This window comes from Bradyrhizobium sp. LTSP885, assembly GCF_000938305.1.
In the GTDB taxonomy this organism is placed as follows: Bacteria; Pseudomonadota; Alphaproteobacteria; order Rhizobiales; family Xanthobacteraceae; genus Bradyrhizobium.
In genome coordinates this window covers 1-18272 of record NZ_JYMT01000015.1, presented here as the reverse complement: position 1 = coordinate 18272, position 18272 = coordinate 1, and the positions used below count along the sequence as shown (strand labels likewise).

The 18272-nt window shown below is 64.9% G+C and carries 18 protein-coding genes and 1 pseudogene; 2 read left to right on the top strand and 17 right to left on the bottom strand.

Annotation, left to right across the window (positions count from 1 at the left end; translation table 11 throughout):
• Positions 1–92: 92 nt before the first annotated feature.
• Positions 93–1166 carry a DUF2336 domain-containing protein gene (locus tag UP09_RS09415; protein ID WP_044537863.1) on the top strand — a complete coding sequence of 358 codons (1074 nt, stop codon included), beginning with the start codon at positions 93–95 and terminating at the stop codon, positions 1164–1166.
• Between the two features lie 555 nt (positions 1167–1721).
• Here the strand turns inward: UP09_RS09415 and UP09_RS09410 are convergent.
• The 17 genes and pseudogenes from UP09_RS09410 to murJ form a co-directional block, all read right to left on the bottom strand.
• The gene (locus UP09_RS09410; RefSeq protein WP_044537862.1) at positions 1722–2465 is read right to left on the bottom strand and encodes a tRNA (guanine(46)-N(7))-methyltransferase TrmB; all 744 of its coding nucleotides are present in this window, start codon (positions 2463–2465) and stop codon (positions 1722–1724) included.
• The gene (locus tag UP09_RS09405; RefSeq protein WP_044537861.1) at positions 2462–3583 is read right to left on the bottom strand and encodes a M20 family metallopeptidase; all 1122 of its coding nucleotides are present in this window, start codon (positions 3581–3583) and stop codon (positions 2462–2464) included. The genes UP09_RS09410 and UP09_RS09405 overlap by 4 nt, the downstream gene beginning before the upstream one ends.
• A 122-nt stretch (positions 3584–3705) precedes the next feature.
• On the bottom strand, positions 3706–4122 hold the full coding sequence (locus tag UP09_RS09400) for a helix-turn-helix domain-containing protein (RefSeq protein WP_044537860.1): 417 nt from the start codon (positions 4120–4122) through the stop codon (positions 3706–3708).
• A gap of 261 nt (positions 4123–4383) precedes the next feature.
• Positions 4384–5997 (bottom strand): apolipoprotein N-acyltransferase, encoded by a 1614-nt coding sequence (gene lnt / locus UP09_RS09395; RefSeq protein WP_044537859.1) that lies wholly within the window; start codon positions 5995–5997, stop codon positions 4384–4386.
• Positions 5994–7121, bottom strand: coding sequence for a hemolysin family protein (locus UP09_RS09390; protein ID WP_044538010.1), 1128 nt, complete (start codon positions 7119–7121; stop codon positions 5994–5996). The genes lnt and UP09_RS09390 overlap by 4 nt, the downstream gene beginning before the upstream one ends.
• A gap of 1 nt (position 7122) precedes the next feature.
• The gene (gene ybeY / locus UP09_RS09385; RefSeq protein WP_044537858.1) at positions 7123–7617 is read right to left on the bottom strand and encodes an rRNA maturation RNase YbeY; all 495 of its coding nucleotides are present in this window, start codon (positions 7615–7617) and stop codon (positions 7123–7125) included.
• Positions 7618–7685: 68 nt separating this feature from the next.
• The gene (locus UP09_RS09380) at positions 7686–8741 is read right to left on the bottom strand and encodes a PhoH family protein (protein WP_082070074.1); all 1056 of its coding nucleotides are present in this window, start codon (positions 8739–8741) and stop codon (positions 7686–7688) included.
• Positions 8742–8746: 5 nt separating this feature from the next.
• Positions 8747–10138: a tRNA (N6-isopentenyl adenosine(37)-C2)-methylthiotransferase MiaB gene (gene miaB, locus UP09_RS09375; RefSeq protein WP_044537856.1), complete on the bottom strand. Its 1392-nt coding sequence runs from the start codon at positions 10136–10138 to the stop codon at positions 8747–8749.
• 185 nt (positions 10139–10323) lie between these two features.
• Positions 10324–11004 (bottom strand): HAD family hydrolase, encoded by a 681-nt coding sequence (locus UP09_RS09370; protein ID WP_044537855.1) that lies wholly within the window; start codon positions 11002–11004, stop codon positions 10324–10326.
• Positions 11005–11068: 64 nt separating this feature from the next.
• Positions 11069–11518, bottom strand: a complete 450-nt coding sequence (locus UP09_RS09365; RefSeq protein ID WP_044537854.1) for a Fur family transcriptional regulator — start codon at positions 11516–11518, stop codon at positions 11069–11071.
• A gap of 53 nt (positions 11519–11571) precedes the next feature.
• A complete protein-coding gene (rimI, locus tag UP09_RS09360) occupies positions 11572–12060 on the bottom strand; it encodes a ribosomal protein S18-alanine N-acetyltransferase (protein ID WP_044537853.1) in 489 nt (162 codons plus the stop codon).
• Positions 12057–12755: a tRNA (adenosine(37)-N6)-threonylcarbamoyltransferase complex dimerization subunit type 1 TsaB gene (gene tsaB / locus UP09_RS09355; protein WP_044537852.1), complete on the bottom strand. Its 699-nt coding sequence runs from the start codon at positions 12753–12755 to the stop codon at positions 12057–12059. Before tsaB ends, rimI begins: the two co-directional genes overlap by 4 nt.
• A 176-nt stretch (positions 12756–12931) precedes the next feature.
• The gene (locus UP09_RS09350) at positions 12932–13501 is read right to left on the bottom strand and encodes a NifU family protein (protein ID WP_044537851.1); all 570 of its coding nucleotides are present in this window, start codon (positions 13499–13501) and stop codon (positions 12932–12934) included.
• Between the two features lie 109 nt (positions 13502–13610).
• Positions 13611–14105: a universal stress protein gene (locus UP09_RS09345; protein WP_044537850.1), complete on the bottom strand. Its 495-nt coding sequence runs from the start codon at positions 14103–14105 to the stop codon at positions 13611–13613.
• 89 nt (positions 14106–14194) lie between these two features.
• Entirely contained in the window at positions 14195–15247 is a 1053-nt protein-coding gene (gene trpS, locus UP09_RS09340) for a tryptophan--tRNA ligase (protein ID WP_044537849.1), read from the bottom strand.
• A 66-nt stretch (positions 15248–15313) separates the two neighbouring features.
• A pseudogene (locus UP09_RS38445) lies at positions 15314–15479 on the bottom strand (murein biosynthesis integral membrane protein MurJ); the annotation flags it as partial.
• Position 15480: 1 nt separating this feature from the next.
• Positions 15481–16849 (bottom strand): murein biosynthesis integral membrane protein MurJ (murJ, locus tag UP09_RS09335; RefSeq protein ID WP_245301853.1); only part of this gene is annotated, 1369 nt, incomplete at its 3' end.
• A gap of 180 nt (positions 16850–17029) precedes the next feature.
• Between murJ and UP09_RS09330 the strand changes: the two genes are divergently transcribed.
• Positions 17030–18133, top strand: a complete 1104-nt coding sequence (locus UP09_RS09330; RefSeq protein WP_044535962.1) for an IS4 family transposase — start codon at positions 17030–17032, stop codon at positions 18131–18133.
• Positions 18134–18272: the final 139 nt, after the last annotated feature.

The window sequence follows — 18272 nt, the reverse complement described above, 5'->3', positions numbered from 1 at the left end:
GTTTCCCGGGGCAGGCTCGACCTAACGCTCCGTTTACGAACGGCACCTAGATTGCCCGCAAACCCGCCGAACCGGCTGGTTTGGACAGGATCATGACGACAGCCCCCGCGCTGATCACGGAACTCGATGAGATCGTTCGCCGCGGCGACCCCAGGCGCCGCGCCGAGGCCGCGCGGCGGATCAGCGAGCTGTTCCTGCAGGGTGCGGCGAATTTCCGTCCCGACCATATCAATCTGTTCGATGGCGTGCTGACCAGCCTGGTGCCGCATGCCGAACCCGCCGCACGGGTCGATCTGGCCGAACGACTCTCGCTGCTCGCCAACGCGCCGCGGCACCTCGTCGGCCAGCTCGCGCACGAGGACGATATCGCGATCGCAGGTCCGCTGCTGCGCCGATCGCCCGTCATCGACGATTCCGCGCTGGTCGAAATCGCCAATGCCAAGGGCCAGGGCCATTTGCTTGCAATGGCCGAGCGGCCAAAGCTCTCGATCGCACTGACTGACGTCATCGTCCGCCGTGGCGATCGTGATGTGATCAGATGTGCCGCCGGCAATGCCGGCGCCGCCTTCTCGGATGATGGGTTCTCCACGCTGATCCAGCGTGCCGGCCAGGACGGCGTGCTGACGCTGAAGATCGGCCGCCGCGACGACCTTCCGCCGGAACATCTGAAGAGCCTGCTGGCCGGTTCGATCGATGTGGTTCGCCGCCGTCTGTTCACCGTGGCCAAGCCGGAGCGGCAGGCTGCGATCAGTCAGGCGATGAACGAAATAACCGGCGCGACCGAGCAGGCCGAAAGCCGCCGCGACTATGCGCAGGCACAACGCACGGTGATGGCGTTGCATCGCGCCGGTCAATTGACCGAAGGCGCGTTGCTCAACTTCGCCAAGGTATTCAAGTACGAGGAGGCCGTTGCGGCGCTTGCTGCGATGACTGGCGTGAAGATCGCAACCCTCGACCGCCTGATCGGCGGCGAACGCTACGATCCGATCCTGATCGCGAGCAAAACCATCGGCCTGGAATGGTCGACGGTGCGCGCGTTGATCCTGATGCGGCTCGGGCCGAACCGGACTGTATCGCCAGCCGACATCGAAGGCGCGCGGGCCAATTTCGCCCGCCTGATGCCGTCCACTGCACAGCGCGTCGTGGATTTCTGGAAGTCGCGATAGTCGCGGCGTCGTTGCGCGAACCGAACGACTGCGCACAACTCTCTCCCGCCGTCGTCCCGGCGAAGGCCGGGACCCATAACCACAGGGTTTCGTTGTTGCGGAAGGCTGTAGCCCCAGCGTCGTAACGCAATTCGCATTTGTGGTTATGGGTCCCGGCTCAAGGCCGGGACGACACCGAATGTGTTGCGCTGTCAGTGAGTCATACATCCGCGCGCTCGCGACATGATTTGCCCGAGCTTTGCATTCTCATGCGTACTCGCCTGTTGCGCAATCCGCGTCCACCGCATCCCGCCGCGCGTTCGTGACGTGCGCTCGCCCTTCAATCGGGTGGGACGGGTGGATTCATACACTGAGCTGCCATTCGGATAAAGCGAAATATTTTTGCTGCGGGAGATTGACAGGTTTTGCTGATTTGCCCGTCGTGTCGCATCGGCAACACTCATTGGCACAATGACCGACATCGTCGGATGGGTAGAGCGCAGCGAAACCCATCAACTGGGTCCACGCGGAGAGGCGATGGGTTTCGCTTCGCTCTACCCATCCGACGGCGACCAGCTAAAGCGAACGCTGGAACCGCAGATACGCCGCCTTGCGGCCTTCGCGCGCGGCCTTGGCGCCGTAGCGTGTCATCGTGTAGCCGGGCCAAGGCAATTGCCAGTCGGTTGCGCGCTCGGCGAGCCAGGCGAAATCCGGCGCGCGCATCAGATGCGCCAGCGTCCATGCGCAATAATCGTCGATGTCGCTGACGAAACGGAATTCGCCGCTCGCGTTGAGGATCCGCGCCATCGCGGTCACAGTTGCATCCTGCACGAAGCGCCGCTTCCAGTGCCGCCGCTTCGGCCACGGATCGGGATGGATCAGGTCGATGCGTGCAAGCGATCGCGCCGGCGCCCAGGCCAGCAGTTCGGCGGCGTCGCCGGCAAACAGCCTGATATTGCCGATATTGTGCGCCTCGATCTGCGCCAGGATCTTGGCCATGCCGTTGACGTAGGGCTCGCAGCCGATGAAGCCTGTAAGCGGAAACGCCTGCGCTTCCGCGATCAGATGCTCGCCGCCGCCGAAGCCGATCTCGAGCCGGACCTGTTCGATGCCGTCATCGAACAGCTCGACGAGCCTGTCCGGCGCGGGCATGCCGATATCGAGCGCAAGGTGCGGCAGCAGATTGTCGATCAGGTCGGCCTGATGCGAGCGCAGTTTGTGGCCCTTGCGCCGCCCGAAGAACGAGCCGCGCGAATGCGCAATCCCGCCATCGTCCGACGGCGCGTCGCGATCGCCGGTCTCGTGCGGTGCCGAGATCATCGCAGCGTCTGATAGAGCCGGTGCAGCAGCCGCGCGCGCGGTTCGATCGACGAGACGTAGAGCTGCTCGTAATGGGTATGCGCGCCCTTGCCGTCGACACCGAGGCCATCCAGCGTCGCGGTATGCGGCGCGGTGAAATTGCCGTCGGAGCCGCCGCCGGTGAAGACGTCGACGAGATCGAAGCCGAGTTCGGTCGCAAGCGTCTTGGCGTGTTCATAGAGCGCCGCGCCGGCGTTGCTCTTCTCATAGGGCGGGCGGTTCAGCTCGCCCGTCACCTTGACGCTGACGCCGTCGGTGCGCGACGTCAGTCCGAGGATCTTCGGCACGAGCTCGTCGGCATCGGCGATGGTCGGCACCCGCATGTCGACTTCGGCGTAAGCCTCTTCCGCGATCACGTTGGGCTTGGTGCCGCCTTTGACGACGCCGACATTGACGGTGACGCCGCGCTTGAGGTCGTTCATCGCCTCCAGCGCCTGGATCACGTTGCCGAGTTCGCGGATCGCGCTGCGGCCGTCCTCGGGACGGGTGCCGGCATGCGACGGCACGCCCTTGATGAACACCTCGAAGCGCGCGACGCCCTTGCGGCCGGTGACGATCTTGCCGCCGTCGCGGGCGGGTTCGGTGACCAGCACATATTTGGCCTTGCGGCCCTCGGCCTCGATCAGCGCCCGCGAGGTCGGGCTGCCGATCTCCTCGTCGGAGACGTAGAGCTGGGTGATGCCGAGCGGGGCGCGTGCGCCGTCGGCGCAGATCTGCCGGAAGGCGTGATAGGCGAGATAGGCGCCGCCCTTCATGTCGTAGATGCCGGGACCGAACGCGCTGTCGCCCTCGACCTTGAACGGCAGGCGTTCGATGAATCCCATCGGATGAACGGTGTCGAGATGGCTGAGCACCAGAATGCCCGGCGCGTCCTGGCCCCATGACGAGCGCACCACCAGATGGTCGCCGCAGCCGTCGCGTCCCGGGACACGTTCAATACTGGCCGGCAGGTCGCGATAGCCTGAAGCGACGAGGTCGGCAACCTTGTTGACCTGATCGGGACGCTCCGTCGGAGACTCGATCTCGACCCAGCGGCGGATGCCGTCGAGGATATTTGCTGCATCAAACGGGTTGGACATAGCTGCCGTGAATTTTCAGGCGACGTTGACTTCTCATCGCGTGCACGCTGAAGCGCGCCGGAATGGCATAGTCCAGATTTGCCGATCCCTCAAACGGATATGACGAACCGATATGACCTGGCTCAGGCCTGCTCGGAGGCCTCGCGTGCGGCGATCTGCTCGACCAGCTCGACGATGCTGCGGCGGAGCTTGCCGTCGCTGATGCGGGTGAAGGCACGGGTCAGCGCGAGGCCTTCGGCGGTCGCAAGAAAGTCGGAGACATAGGCCGGCGAGGAGCCTTCGCTAAAGCCGTCGGCGGTCTTGATGCCGCTCGGCCCGCCGTCGAACAGGAATGAGACCGGCACCTGCAGGATCTCGGAGATCTGCTGCAGCCGGCTCGCGCCGACGCGGTTGGTTCCCTTCTCGTATTTCTGCACCTGCTGGAACGTCAGGCCGAGCGCCTCGCCCAGTTTTTCCTGACTCATGCCGAGCATGATGCGTCGCATTCGGACGCGGCTGCCGACATATTTGTCAACAGGGTTGGGCGCTTTGATCGACATCACCAACTTCTCCTAGGGATAGCGCGCCCGTCGATGAGGCAAGTTGGAAGCGCAGTCTGCCTCAGGCGCGGGGGCCGTCAAATCCTGCAAGGAGGATCGGGACGAAATGCGGACAATTTGCGCAAAGTGGCTGACTGGACTTCTGATTTCGTACGGAAACGTACAATGCGAAGTGCACGGTCAATCTGTCAACTGGTGGATTCGCGCAGCAATGAATTTAGAGACTTTTTGAGACCTGCCGGCACCGCCAATACGCAGATGTCAGGCTTTTCGTCTGGCAAAACGCCGCCGCAACACGATTGCCAAGGCAACGATCACAATCACAGCGGCGGGACCATTCCCGATGCGCGCGTAGATCGTCGGCGCGATGGCCTGCGGTAAATTGGCGTCGAGCACGCCTTCGATGCCGAGCCCGAGTTGCGCCACAATTCGGCCCACAGGATCGATCACCGCGGAGATGCCCGTATTTGCGGCACGCACCAGCGGCAACCCTTCCTCGATCGATCGCATCCGGGCCTGCTGCAGATGCTGGTAGGGACCGGTCGAGAATCCGAACCAGCCATCATTGGTAACGTTGATGATCCAGCCCGGACGGTCGTCGCGGCTGACGACATTGCCGGGGAAGATCGCCTCGTAGCAGATCAAGGGCAGCGCGCGCGGCGCGTTCGGCACGTCGATCGTTCGCCTGACGGTGCCCGGAATGAAGCCGCCCTGCACCTTGGTGAGCTGCACGAAGCCGAGCTTTTCCATCAGGTCCTGGAACGGCAGATACTCGCCGAACGGCACCAGATGCAGCTTGTCGTAGACGGCCAGCACGCTGCCGTCATGGTCAATGAGATAGATCGAATTGTAGGCACGCGTGATGCGGACGCCGGGCGGCAGTTCGGGCGCGCGCACCGAGCCGGTGATCAGCACGGTGCCCTTGGGCAGCAGATCGGCGATCTGCGCCATCGCGTCGGCTTCCCGGGTCAGGAAGAACGGAAACGCGGATTCCGGCCAGATCAGGATGTTTGCATCGCTCACGCCGGTGGAGTGCGGCCCGGAAGCCCGATCCGACAATGTGAGATACTTCTGCATCACCGCCGCCTTGGCGGAGTAGTTGAACCTGACATCCTGTTGCAGGTTGGGCTGCATGATGCGCAGCTTGACGTTGGCGACCAGCCGGGTCGGCTCACGCGACAGCCGGACCGTGCCGAACACCAGCATCGCCGCCAGCGCCACCAATGCCGCGACCGGCGTCCGCCACGGCTTGCGGCCGCGCGAGGAGCCGTCGATCAGCACGGCCGGGCTCGCGAAGATCGCAACGCTGAGGAACGTCATGCCCCACAACCCGACAAGACATGCAGTTTGTGCCAGCGCCAGCGGTTCGCTCAGCGCATAGCCGAACGTGTTCCAGGGAAAGCCGGTCAGGACATGGCCGCGCAGCCATTCCGAGATCGTCAGGCTGACCGCGAGCGCCAGCACGCGTGAGACGTCGCGCGGCCAGATCAGCCGCGCCAGCGCGAAACCGAACGCGGTGAACAGCGCAAGATAGGCCGGCAGGCCGAGCACCGCGAACGGCGTCAGCCACGCGAAAGTGTCCGCGTCGACAAAGAAGGCGTAGCCGATCCAGTACAGTCCCGGCACGAAATAGCCGAGGCCGAACCAGAAGCCGGACAGCGCCGCCGCGGGCACGCCGCGCCAGCGGCCGGCTGCCGCGCCGTCGATCAGCCAGACCGCGACGGAAAAGGTCAGAAACAAAACCGGCCAGGCGTTGAACGGCGCCATCGCCAGCGCCGACGCTGCGCCCGCTATGAGCGCGATGGCGGCGCGCTTCCATCCCCAGGTCAGGATGATCGCAAGCCCTGCCGCGCGGAGTTTGTCGGAGGGCCTCACGGCTGTCCGGCTCCATCGCCGGATGGCGGCGGAGAATTGTCGTTGGCCTGCGGCGCGTCTGATTCCGGCGGTTGCTCGCGGCGCCGCTCGCGCTCCTTCTCGCGGTCCTTGCGCGGTGCCGGGCGCTCCTTGCGGGTGGTGACGCGTAGCCGCTTCACCCGCCGTGGATCGGCGTCGAGCACCTCGACCTCGAAATGGCCCGGTCCCGAAATCACCTCGCCGCGCACCGGCAGGCGGCCGACGAACGAGACCAGATAGCCGCCCAGCGTCTCGACCTCTTCGCCGGCCTCGCCGGTGACGAAGTCCTCGCCGATCACCGTGCGGACGTCGTCGAGGCTGGCGCGGGCGTCGGCGATGAAGGAATTGTCGGCCTGCCGCACGATCGCCGGCGGCTCGTCGGAATCGTGCTCGTCGTCGATCTCGCCGACGATCTCCTCGACGATGTCCTCGATCGACACCAGCCCGTCGGTGCCGCCATATTCGTCGACCACCAGCGCCAGATGCATGCGCGAGGCCTGCATCTGCGCCAACAGGTCGATCGCGCGCATCGACGGCGGGATATAGAGCAGCTTGCGGATGATTTGCGTCTCCGACAGCGGCAGCGCGAGGTCGACCGCGCGCAGATCGAGCCCGGCCGGGAACGGCTTCTTGCGCTTCGCCTTGGTGGTGTCGCCGATCCGTGCCTTCGCCGTCATGAAGGCGAGCAGGTCGCGGATGTGCACCATGCCCTCGGGGTCGTCGAGGGTCTCGTTGTAGACCACGAGCCGCGAATGCGCCGCGCTCTCGAACAGGCTCATCAGCTCGCCGAGCGGAATGTCGCGCTTGACCGCGACAATGTCGGCGCGGTGGATCATGACGTCGGCGATCCGCCGCTCGTTCAGCGACAGGATGTTGCGCAGCATGGTGCGCTCGATCGCCGAGAAGCCGACATCGTCGGGCGTCGAGGCGTCGAGCACGACCTGCAAATCGTCGCGCACCGATCCGGCCTTCCAGCCAAACAACGTGCGGATCGCGCGCACCAGCCAGCCCTCGGCCGCCGGCCGCTGCACCTCGCCGTCATGCACGATGGCAGGCAGGTTATTCACGCTGCGCGGATTGTCATGGATTGGGTCGGAATCCGGCATCTCAGGCGATCCGATCCGCATAGGGGTCGGGAATGCCGAGCTGGCTGAGGATCTCGCGCTCGAGAGCCTCCATGTCTTCGGCATCGTCGTCATTCTCGTGGTCGTAGCCGATCAGATGCAGGAAGCCATGCACCGCAAGATGGCTCAAATGATGGTCGAACGGCTTCTGTTCCTCGTCGGCTTCGCGCCGCGTCGTCTCATAGGCGATCGCGATGTCGCCGAGCATGCGCGGGGCATCGGCGGGCTCGTTGCCGGTCGGCTGCAGCGCCGGAAACGACAGCACGTTGGTCGGCTTGTCGATGCTGCGCCAATTGTTGTTCAGGGTGCGGATGCCGGTGTCGTCGGTCAGCATCACCGCAAGCTCGGCGTCGGCGACATCGGCGTCGGCGATCTCGGCGGCGGCTTCAATGGCGCGATGGATCACCGCCTCGGCATCGGGCTCGGTCTGCCAGCATTCGGCCGTGACGAGAACCTCGGTGGCGGGAAAGGCGGACACGGTCGTTCCAAAATCTGCGTTGGGGCCGGAACCCGCAGCACGCGGGCTCCCGGTCGAAGCTGAAAATCTCAAGATCTGGCGTTTGCCGGCTTTTGCGGCAATCCCTCATAGGCGGCCACGATGCGCGCCACCAGTTCGTGCCGGATGACGTCCTCGGCGGTGAACCGCACCTGGGCGATGCCCTCGACACCGTCGAGCAGCTTCACGGCTTCCGCAAGCCCCGAGGCCTGGCCGTGCGGCAGGTCGACCTGCGTCGGATCGCCGGTGATGATCATCCTGGAGTTCTCGCCAAGCCGGGTCAGGAACATCTTCATCTGCATCGACGTGGTGTTCTGGGCTTCGTCGAGGATGACGACGGCATTGGTCAGCGTGCGGCCGCGCATGAAGGCGAGCGGCGCGATCTCGATCTCGCCACCCTGCATCGCGCGCTCGACCACGCGCGAGTCCATCAGATCGTACAGCGCGTCATAGATCGGGCGCAGATACGGATCGACCTTCTCCTTGAGGTCGCCGGGCAGGAAGCCGAGCCGCTCGCCGGCTTCGACCGCGGGACGCGTCAGGATGATGCGGTCGACTTCCTTGCGTTCGAACAGTTGCGCGGCGTGCGCGACCGCGAGCCAGGTCTTGCCGGTGCCGGCCGGGCCGACGCCGAACACCATCTCATGCCGCTTCAGCGCGCGGATGTAGGAATCCTGCGCCGCGGTGCGGGCGCGGACCGGGCGCTTGCGCAAATTGATGGTCTCGAAGGCCGTCTTGGCGGTCTTGTTGTCGAACTCGAACAGCGAGCCCTGCGCGATCACGACGCGGATCGCGCCTTCCACTTCGCCCTGATCGAGGTCGTGGCCTTCGACGGCCTGCGCGTAGAGCGTCTCGAGCACGCGCCGCGCCGCGTCGCAGCCGTCGCGCGAGCCTGCGATGGTGACGTGGTTGCCGCGGGAATCGACCACGACGCCGAGCCGTCGCTCGATCAGTGCGAGGTTCTGCCCGTAGGGGCCGACCAGCGCCGAAGCGGCGCGGTTGTCGTCGAAATCGATGACGACCTGGGTCTCAGGTGGGGTTTGCATGTCGCGGTCTGGTTTGCGGCTGGGAGCGAGGGCAGGCGAATCCGATGCGCTTTTGGGCAAGGATTTCAGGCTCCAATGGTCATCTGCAAATTGGGGGATGGCGCTTGTGGCGCCGCAAGCTCGCCGATCAGGCTGTAGCGTTCGAGGCTGTCGATCCGCACGGGAAGGACCTTGCCGATGATGTCGGGCGAGGCCATCACATGGGCGGGCTGCAGATAGGCGGTGCGGCCGACGATCTGGCCGGGATTGCGCGCGGCGCGCTCGAACAGCACATCGACCGTTGTGCCGATCGCGGCCCGATTGAAGGCCGATTGCTGGCTGTCGATCAATTCCTGAAGCCGCCCCAAGCGCTCGTCCATCTCTGCTGCTGACACCGTCTCCCGCATCTCCGCCGCCGGCGTGCCTGGCCGAGGCGAATATTTGAATGAATATGCCCCAGCGTAGCCGATTTGCGTGACAAGCGCGAGGGTGGCGGAAAATTCTTCCGCGCTCTCCCCAGGGAAGCCGACGATAAAATCTGATGAGAAAGCAATGTCTTGCCGCGCAGCACGGAACCGGTCGATGACGCGCCGGTAATCATCGGCGGTATGTTTGCGGTTCATGGCTGCAAGGATCCGGTCCGCGCCCGATTGCACCGGCAGATGCACGAACGGCATCAGCTCGGGCAAATCGCGATGCGCCGCGATCAGTGAGTCGTCGACGTCGCGCGGATGGCTGGTCGAATAGCGCAGCCGCGCCACGCCGGGGATCTCCGCCAGCCGCTGCAAGAGCTTGCCGAGCGGCCAGGCGCGGCCGTCGGGGCCTTCGCCATGATAAGCGTTGACGTTCTGTCCGATCAGCGTGATCTCCCGCACGCCGTTGTCGGTGAGCTGGGTGACGTCGTCGATGATCTTCGCCACCGGGCGCGAGACTTCCGCGCCACGCGTATAGGGCACCACGCAGAAGGTGCAGAACTTGTCGCAACCTTCCTGCACCGTGACGAAAGCGGAGATGCCGCGCGCGCGGATTGCGGCCGGCTTCGGCTGCGGCAGGAAACCGAACTTGTCGTCGACCGGGAATTCGGTTTCCAGCGCGCGGCCGTTGGCTTTCGCGCGCTTCAACAGCTCCGGCAGATGATGATAGCTCTGCGGCCCGACCACGATGTCGACGGTCGGGGCGCGGTGGATGATCTCCGCGCCCTCGGCCTGCGCGACGCAGCCGGCGACCGCGATCTTCATCTCGCGGCCCTGCCGCGCAGCCTCGTCCTTGGCGACGCGCAGCCGGCCGAGCTCGGAATAGACCTTTTCCGAGGCCTTCTCGCGGATATGGCAGGTGTTGAGGATGACGAGATCCGCGTCCTCCGCGCTCGCCGTCTCGACAAAGCCTTCGCCAGCCAGCGTGTCCACCATGCGTTGCGCATCGTAGACGTTCATCTGGCAGCCATAGGACTTGATGTGCAGCTTGCGCGGCGTCGTCATGGAACCCGGGTTGCGGAGAATGGAAGCGGCGCCATCAGGGCGCCGGGGCTCAGATATAGCCTAAAGGGGCGAAAATCCAGCTTCTGAGGCCGTCATTCCGGGATGGTCCGAAGGACCAGACCCGGAATCTCGAGATTCCGGGTCTGGTGCTAACGCACCATCCCGGAATGACGGCGTTTAATAGCTCACGCTACCGGGGCTGCGGCCCCAATCCGGGCGATCAAATCGGGCAATTGGCGCATATCGGCGAACGTGACCGCCGCTCCCGCCTTGCGGAGCACGTCCTCGTGCCCCGGCGCGCAGTGGCTGCCGCCATGGAAACCCAGCACCGTCATCCCGGCGGCGCGGGCGCCGGTGACGCCGTGCATGCTGTCCTCGATCACGACGCAGCGCGCAGGGTCGGCTCCCATCTGCTCGGCCGCGAACAGGAAGATGTCGGGCGCCGGCTTGCCGCGCTTGACCTGGATGGCGGAGAAAATATGCGGCGCGAGCTGATCGTAGAGCCCGGCGCAGGTGAGGCCGTGGCGGATCTTCTCCGGCGTGCCGCTCGAGGCCACGCATTTGGGCATATCAAGCGCCGCGATTGCCTCGCCGACATGCGCGATCGCGTTGAGATCGTCGGCATAGAAGCTGAGCGTCGCGTGCTTGACCTGGGCCTCGAAATCATCGGGCAGCTTGCGGCCGATCTCGGCTTCGACGATCTGCCGCGCTTCGCGGTCGGATACGCCGAGGAAGCGCTTCAGCACGCCGTCCGGCGTGATGGGGTAGCCGTGACGGGTCAGCGTCTCTGCATGCGCGCGAGAGGAAATCACTTCGCTGTCGACCAATACGCCGTCGCAATCGAAGATGATGAGATCAAACCCCACGATTTTAAATTTACGCGTTTTCTTCACGCGAACCGGTCTCCACTTCGCTTGAAAACGCTTTGCGCTATGACTTTTCGTCGTCGAGCGGAACGCAATAGAGCTCGAGCCGGTGATCGACCAGCTTGTAGCCGAGCTTGCGCGCGATCTCGGCCTGCAGCTTCTCGATCTCCTCGGAGGTGAACTCGATTACCTTGCCGTCACGCAGATTGATCAGATGGTCATGGTGGCTCTCGGGCATCTGCTCGTAGCGCGCGCGGCCCTCGCGGAAATCGTGACGCTCGATGATGCCGGCGTCCTCGAACAGCTTGACGGTGCGGTACACCGTCGAGATCGAGATCTTGTCGTCGACCGCGACGCAGCGCCGGTACAGTTCCTCGACGTCAGGGTGATCCAGGGCTTCCGCCAGCACGCGCGCAATGACGCGGCGCTGTTCGGTCATGCGCATGCCGGTCGCGGCGCAGCGCGCCTCGATGCCAGTATTTTTGTGCGCAGGCGGGATTCTTACCGTGGTCATGGGGTCGAGGCCTTAGCTGGCAGAACAGGGGCCTTTCTGCCATTGCGCCGATGTTACGACAAGTCGCGGCGCATCAGAAGCGCGTTCAAATGTTCCCCGCCGGGCTGCTTGTAATAGCGCTCACGGCGGCCGATGACGCCGAATCCGGCCCATTCATACAGCCTGCGCGCCGGCTGATTGTTTTCTTCCACTTCCAGAAAGATGGTGCGGACGCCGCGGCCGGCAAGGTGGCCGAGATGGGTCAAGAGCAGGTTGCGCGACAGGCCGCGCCCGCGCTCATCGGTGTCGATCGCGATCGAGAGAATTTCGGCTTCATCCGCGGCCAACCGCGACACCGCGAAGCCGATCACCTTGCGGCCCTGCCTGAGGCGATGCACCAGCGTGTTGTGCTCGGTCAGCATCGTCTCGAACTCGCCTTCGCCCCAGCCGCGATGGAACGAGGCGCCGTGCAATTGCGCCAGCCGCGCCGCGTCGCGCAACGATGCCGGCTCGACCGCGGGCGTGCTGCCGCCGCCCCGCCACCGTGACAACCAGCCGATCATGTGCCTGAGAGCTGCGCGCTGGTCTGGAGTTGATCTTTCGGCGGCTTCGCATCCGGGGCGCGCAGATAGAACGGGCGCGCCGGCGCGCTCTCCGGGGTCACGGCGGCGCCGACCCAGGCGACCCAGTTGATGTCGGGCGCGGCCTGGGGATCGACCTGGACCGGCGGCGTTGCGTTCGCGGGCCAGCGCTCGGCGAGGATTTTTGCGGCATTGCCGACCAAGTGTAGCGCGCCGAATTGCGCGGCGCCGAGGGCTTCCGCGATCGGCGCCACCTTCGGCTTCACCAGCGGACTGCCGTCGCCGCCGACCACCTGGAAGTAGACATGATCGTGCCGCGCATCGATCGCCGACAGGATCGGATGCGCGCCATTCTCGGCGACAATGGGCGCAGCGTAGGCGGCGAGCGTCGTCAGTCCGACCACAGGCTTGTCAGCGGCGAGCGCGATGCCGCGTGCGGCCGAGAGGCCGACGCGCAGACCGGTGAAACTGCCGGGGCCGGTGGTGACGGCGATGCGGTCGAGCGCGGCAAAGGCGACGCCGCTCTGCTTCATCACCCGCGCGATCAGCGGCATCAGCGCCTCGGCGTGGCCGCGCTGCATCGGCTGCGACTCAAGGGCGATGGTATTGCCCGCTGATGTGTCGAGCACGGCAGCGGAGCAGGCGTCGAGCGCGGTGTCGATGGCGAGGATCAGCACGGGACGAACATTATGGCGAAAGGAATGCCAAGGCTACTTACAAGGCTAATTCCGGTTCGCCGGCTCACTGTTCGTTCCCCCTTGGTGGGTGGGCAAAGCGAAGCGTGCCCACCACTTCTTGCTCGACTATTGATGGTGGGCACGGCGCAAGTGCGTCTTTGCCTACCTGACGTAAATCACATCGGCCGGACTTCCTGCACGTCGGGCACATAGTGCCGCAGCAGGTTCTGGATGCCGTGTTGCAGTGTGGCCGTCGATGACGGGCAGCCGGCGCAGGAGCCCTTCATGTTGAGATAGACGATGCCGTCCTTGAAGCCGCGGAAGGTGATGTCGCCGCCGTCGTTGGCAACCGCCGGACGCACGCGGGTCTCGATCAGGTCCTTGATCTGCGCGACAGTCTCGGCGTCTTCCTCGTTGAAGAATTCGTCTTCCTCATCGCGGGCGTCATCGCTGCCAGCGGTACCGTCGGCGAGCAGCGGCGCGCCGGACATGTAATGCTCCATGATGGCGCCGAGGATCGCGGGCTTGAGGTGCTGCCAGTCGCCGTCCGCCTTGGTCACCGTGACGAAATCGGCGCCGTAGAACACGCCGGTGACGCCTGATACGGCGAACAGCCGTTCGGCGAGCGGCGAGCGCGTGGCGGATTCGGGGGTCGAGAATTCCAGGGTGCCGCTGTCGAGCACCGTGCGGCCCGGAATGAACTTCAGGGTCGCGGGGTTGGGCGTGGCTTCGGTCTGAATGAACATCTGCTGTCTCCGGCGTCGCCGGTTCAAGGCCGGCGCGTTGGGGTTCCCTTAACAGATGGCGACCCGAAAAGCACCGATCAAGGTGCAGGTCAGCAGTTCCAGGCCTGCATTAGGACAACGCGTCGATTTCGGCGTCGGTCAGGCCGCCGGGCACGATGGTGACCGGAATCGGGAATTCGCCCATGGCGTTGGCCATGGTGGTGATGATCGGCCCGGGCCCCTCGGCGCCCGGATTGGCGGCCAGCACCAGGACAGCGATGTCGGCGTCCTTGTCGATCACGTCGAGGATCTGCTCGGTCGGGTCGCCCTCGCGAATCACCCGCTCCGGGGTGATCGCGGCGATCCCGTTGGCACGGCCGGCGGCGCGGTCGAGCGCCTCATTGGCGGCTTCCTCGGCCTCCGCGCGCATGATGTCGGCAACACCCAGCCATTGCTGGTTCTGGTCCTCGGTCTCGATCACCCGCAGCATCACCACGCCGCCGCCGACCCGGATTGCCCACCGGCTGGCGTAATAGACCGCGCGGTCCCATTCCGCGGTGTCGTCAACGATGACGAGGCATTTTGGCTTGTGGCCGGTCTCGTAGCTGCGTCGCTGGGTGGTCATGCATGTCCCGGTGCTGAGCCAAACCGATGCATGGTGCCACACTCCCTCCCTGTTTGGGAGAGGGAGTGCCGCAGTTCCGGTTCGCCGCGTCAGCGCTGGCGGATGAAGCCGACGATGTCCTTGGTGGTGCGCATGGTCTCGTCGGCGATCATGCGGGCGCGGTTGGCGCCGTCGATCAGGATCGAATCCACATGGCCCGGATCGGCGACCAGCCGCTTCATCTCGCCGGCGATCGGCGACAATTTTGCGACGCAAAGTTCGACCAGCGCGTTCTTGAAGCTGGAGAATTGCCCGCCGCCGAACTGCGTCAGCACATCCTGTTTGCTGACGTCGGCAAGCGCCGCATAGATGCCGACGAGGTTGTCGGCTTCGGGGCGCGGCTCCAGGCCCTTCTCCTCCGACGGCAGCGGCTCCGGATCGGTCTTTGCCTTGCGGATCTTCTGCGCGATGGTCTCGGCGTCGTCGGTGAGGTTGATGCGCGAATTGTCAGACGGATCCGACTTCGACATCTTCTTGGTGCCGTCGCGCAGGCTCATCACCCGCGTCGCCGGTCCGGTGATGAACGGCTCCGGCTGCGGGAAAAACAGGCCCTCATTCAAGCCGAGGCCGCGGATCGAATCGCCGAAGTCGTTGTTGAACTTCTGCGCGATGTCGCGGGACAGCTCGAGATGCTGCTTCTGATCCTCGCCGACCGGCACGTGGGTGGCGCGGTACAAGAGAATGTCAGCCGCCATCAGCACCGGATAGTCGTAGAGACCGACCGAGGCGTTTTCGCGGTCCTTGCCCGCCTTCTCCTTGAACTGGGTCATCCGGCTGAGCCAGCCGACGCGCGCGACGCAGTTGAAGATCCAGGTCAGCTCGGAATGGCCGGCGACCTGGCTCTGGTTGAAGACGATATGCTTCTTCGGGTCGATGCCCGCGGCGATGAACGCAGCTGTCACCTCGCGGGTGTTGCGCGCGAGCTCGGCCGGGCCGCCCCAGACGTCGACGCCTTGGGTGATCGCGTGCATGTCGACGACGCAATAGATGCAGTTGTGAGTCTCCTGCATCTTCACGAAGTTGACGATGGCGCCGAGATAGTTGCCGAGGTGCAGATTGCCCGTCGGCTGGACGCCTGAGAAAACCCGTTCAACGAACGCCATGGTCTTAATTCCCGGAAATGGCCGCTTTGGCCGCGTCGTTTGCCACTTAAGCCCCCGGCGCGCAAGTCAGGCAGGGCGCTTTTGCCTGATCGCGCTCACCGCCTCGCGCCAGCCGGTGACGCCGAAAAGCTGCAAAAACAGCCCGTAGCTCGCCATGCCGGCGGAGATCAGCAGCAGCAAGCCTGCGGCCTGCACGAAACCGTGTGCGCTTGCGGCCGGCAAGGCGCCTGCCNGCCACAGCAACACGCCCATTACGGCTGCTGCGGCGAGGATCCGCGGCAGCCGGCGGCGGGCGTCGGCATCGATCGAGAAACCGAAGCCCGCCGCACCTTTTCGGATCAGCGACAGCGCGTTGCTCCAGGCGCCCAGCGCAATGCCGGCGGCGATCCCGTTGGTGCCGAAATAATGGCCGAGCAGGAAGGCGGTCACGATCGTGACCACGATGGCCTTCAGTGTCGCCAGCAGCGGCGTCAGCGTATCCTCGCGCGCGAAGAACGCCGGCGACAATGCCTTCACCAGCACATGCGCCGGCAGCGCGAGCGTCAGCCAGATCAGCGCTTGCGCAGTCGCCGCGGTGTCCGCAGTCGCGAACGCGCCGTGCTCGAACAGGACGCGCGCGATCGGTTCGCTCAGCACGATCAGGCCGAGCGTGGCGGGAAAGGCCAGCCCGACCGCGAGTTCGAGGCCACGCGATTCGGCATGCGCGATCGCGGTGCGGTCATCGCTGCGCACCGCGCGCGTCATCTCAGGGATCAGCACGGTGCCCATCGCGACGCCGACGATGCCGAGCGGCAGTTCGAGCAGGCGGTTGGCGAAATAGAGCCAGGACACCGCCGACGGCGAGGTGGATGCGATGATCGCGCCGGCGACCATTAGCCATTGCGGCGCGCTGCTGGCGACCATGCCGGGGATCGCGCGATCAAGGAACCCGCGCATCTCGCGATCGAAGGAGACCCGCAGCGGAGAGGCGACCTTGCCGCTGCGCAGCACCAGCATCGAGAGCTGCAGGAAGCCGGCGACGCCGATCGTTGCCGCCATGACCAAGGCGGCCTGAACCGGATCCTGCCGTCGCGCCAGCAGCACGGCCATCACAGCGATCAGCGCGATGTTGAACAGCAACGGCGAGAACGCCGTCAGGGCGAAGCGGCCCTGCGCATTGAGCAGCGCCATCATCACGGTGACGGGACCGGCGAAGGCGAGATAGGGCAGCATCAGCCGCGCGTCGTCGACCGCGAATTGCAGCGTGTCGCGGCCGATGAAGCCCGGCGCGATCGCTGCGATCACCAGCGGCATCAGCACGCCGAGCACGAGCGCGGCCGCGATCACGGCAGCGCTGACGGTGCCGAGCACACGGCCGGCAAAGGCGCGCGCCACTTCCGCGCCATCGCTGTCGCGCACCCTGAGCCAGGCCGGTACCAGCGCGGCGTTCAGCCCACCCTCGGACAGCAGCCGCCGCACCACGTTGACCAGCTGAAACGCCGCCAGGAAGGCATCCGCCACGGGGCCCGCGCCGAGCAGCGCCGCAATCACGGAATCGCGCACGAAGCCGAGCAGCCGCGAGGCCAGTGTTCCCGAGGAGACGGTGAGAAAGGAGCGGATCATTTGGGCTGTATAGCAGCAGGATGCGTTGCTGCCAGCAGGCACTCTCTCTGACCCGTCATCCTGAGAGGATGTGAATGTATGACTCTCGATGACGCAACATACTCGATGTCGTCCCGGCGAAAGCCCATAGGCGCTAAAATAGGATTTGCGCGTTGGATTTACGTGTGATTCCAAGAAGAGATGAGAAACGAATCGCTTGTGAACGAAGACTGGGCGCGTGTTGTTTCGCGGCTGGGCGGAGCTGAGGCTCTGGAGGCTGGCGCGCGGGAGACGAAGGCGTTTGTTCGCCCGCGCGAGATCAGCAATGCAGTCGATCTGCTGCGGCTGATCCTTGCGTATTGCCTGGGCACGAGAGGTCTGCGGTTGACGGCGGCATGGGCGACTTCGGTGGGCCTTGTCGATATCTCCAACGTGGCTCTGTTATACCGGCTGCGTCAGTCCGGGGATTGGCTTGCACAGCTGATAGGCCGGGCACTTGCGAGCGGTGCGCCGAAGGCAAGCCGCGGTCGACTGATCCGCATCGTTGACGCCACGACGGTCCCAAAAGCTGGAACCGGCGGCAGGCAGAAGAATGCGGTGTGGCGCATCCACAGTGCGTTCGATCTTCCGCAAGAACGTTTTGGTCACTTCGAGCTGACCGACGAACGCGCGGGCGAGACGCTGGACCGGATCCCGCTGATTGCCGGCGAGATCCGTCTTGCCGACCGCGCCTATCTGCAGCCGGAGCGCATGGCGTATCTGGTCGAGGCCGGTGCGGACTTCGTGATCCGCTCGGGCTGGAAGAGCGCTTGTTGGCTGGATCGCAAAGGCAATCTGATCGATCTCGTCGCCGAACTGCGCAAGGCCGCGGCACGCGGCATCATCGACCGGCCGATCTGGGTAAAACGCAAGTCTGGTGGAGCACCGCTTGCTGTGCGTTTGGTTGCCGTCAAGAAACCTGCAGATGCGGCTCAGGCTGCACGGCGCAAGGCACGCAGGACGGCTCAGAAGGGAGGCCATCGTCTCTCCAGGCAAACGCTTGATGCTGCGGATTGGGTGATCCTGGTGACCTCGCTCAAGCCCGAGGACTTCACAACCGCTGATCTGCTTGCCCTTTACCGGCTGCGATGGCGGATCGAACTCGGCTTCAAGCGGCTGAAGAGCCTGATTGGCTTGAAAGGACCTCCAGGAACTGACGAGCGGTCTGCCAGACCCCATATCCTCGCTCACCTGCTGATCATTCTTCTGCTCGAGCCGCTTGTCGACGAACTCGAGGACTCTCCCCGCTTGGCCGAAGCCGCCTAACCAGACCTGCAGCATGGCGCCTGCTCCGTCAGCTCATCGCCTCCCTGCTCCAAGCCATCATTCCCCAGCCCACAATCGCGCGTCTGCGCAGAGCCAGCCTCGCTCTCCAACGACATCTGCGCGAGCCTCCCAGACGTAA